This window comes from Streptomyces sp. MUSC 14, assembly GCF_001866675.1.
In the GTDB taxonomy this organism is placed as follows: domain Bacteria; phylum Actinomycetota; class Actinomycetes; order Streptomycetales; family Streptomycetaceae; genus Streptomyces.
The window spans coordinates 1-1,265 of record NZ_MLYN01000159.1 but is presented as its reverse complement, the minus strand read 5'-3'; the positions used below and the strand labels follow the sequence as shown (position 1 = coordinate 1,265).

The window sequence follows — 1,265 nt, the reverse complement described above, 5'->3', positions numbered from 1 at the left end:
GGGTCTGCTGCAGGTTTGGGTGACAGGTTCGGTCACGCGGCCTGGAGGGCCGGTGTGGTCATGACGGTCTCGAATTCGACGGGGGTCAGCCGGCCGAGCGAGGCTTGTCTGCGGCGTCGGTGGTAGGTCCGTTCGATCCAGGTCACGATCGCGATCCGCAGTTCCTGGCGGGTGGCCCACGATCGGCGGTCGAGAACGTTCTTCTGGAGCAGGCTGAAGAAGGACTCCATGGCCGCGTTGTCGCCTGCCGCCCCAACTCTTCCTATCGATCCGGTCATCCCGTGACGGTCGAGTGCCCGGATGAATTTCCTTGACCGGAACTGCGACCCGCGATCGCTGTGCAGAATGCACCCGGCAACGTGTCCACGCCGGGCAACAGCGTTGTCCAGGGCAGCCACGGCCAGGCGGGACTTCATCCGCGCGTCGATGGAGTAGCCGACGATCCTCCTGCTGAAGACGTCCTTGACGGCACAGAGATACAACTTCCCTTCGCCGGTGGCGTGTTCGGTGATGTCGGCGAGCCACAGCCTGTTCGGGCCGCCCGCGGTGAAGTCACGGCGGACCAGGTCGTCGTGCACCGGCGGACCGGCCTTCTTGATCCTGCCGCGTCTTTTCCCGAACACGCTCCACCAGCGGTTGTCCCGGCAGATCCGCCACGCGGTCCGGTCGGCCATGACCGCCCCGGCGTCGCGGACTTCGTCGGCCAGGAAGCGGTAGCCGAATTCCGGGTCCTCGCAATGGGCGTCGAACAGCGCGTTCGCGCGGTAGGCCTCCTCCAGCACGGCGTCGGCCACCGGCTTGTCGAGCCAGCGGTAGTAGGGCTGTCTGGCGAGCTTGAGGACCCGGCACGTGACCGTGACGGGCACCCCGCCGGCGGCCAGCTCTCTCACGAGCGGGTAGATCCTTTTCCCGGCAGATGCGCCTGCGACAGATAAGCCGCAGCCCGGCGCAGGACCTCGTTCTCCTGCTCCAGCAGCTTGATCCGCCGACGCGCTTCCCGTAGTTCCGCGTTCTCCTGGCTGGTCGTCCCAGGCTTCACGCCGTCGTCGATGTCCGCGCGACGCATCCATTTCCACAGCGTCATCGCGTGCACTCCGAAGTCGGCGGCCACCTGCTCCACCGTCACACCCGGGCCGCGGTTCCTCGCGACCCGCACGACGTCCTCGCGGAACTCTTCCGGATAAGGCTTGGGCACAGCGACACCCTTCCCACCCGCCCCACAGGGCAAGCCAGTTCAGATGTCACCCGATCGTGCAGCAGACCCA

The 1,265-nt window shown here is 66.7% G+C and carries 1 protein-coding gene; it reads right to left on the bottom strand.

What is annotated here, in order from left to right:
• Positions 1-32 precede the first annotated feature (32 nt).
• A protein-coding gene (locus tag BIV25_RS46115) for an IS3 family transposase (RefSeq protein ID WP_107486730.1) occupies positions 33-1,195 on the bottom strand; the annotation gives its coding sequence in 2 pieces (ribosomal slippage) (positions 33-908 and positions 911-1,195; 1,161 coding nt in all).
• Between the last annotated feature and the right edge of the window lie 70 nt (positions 1,196-1,265).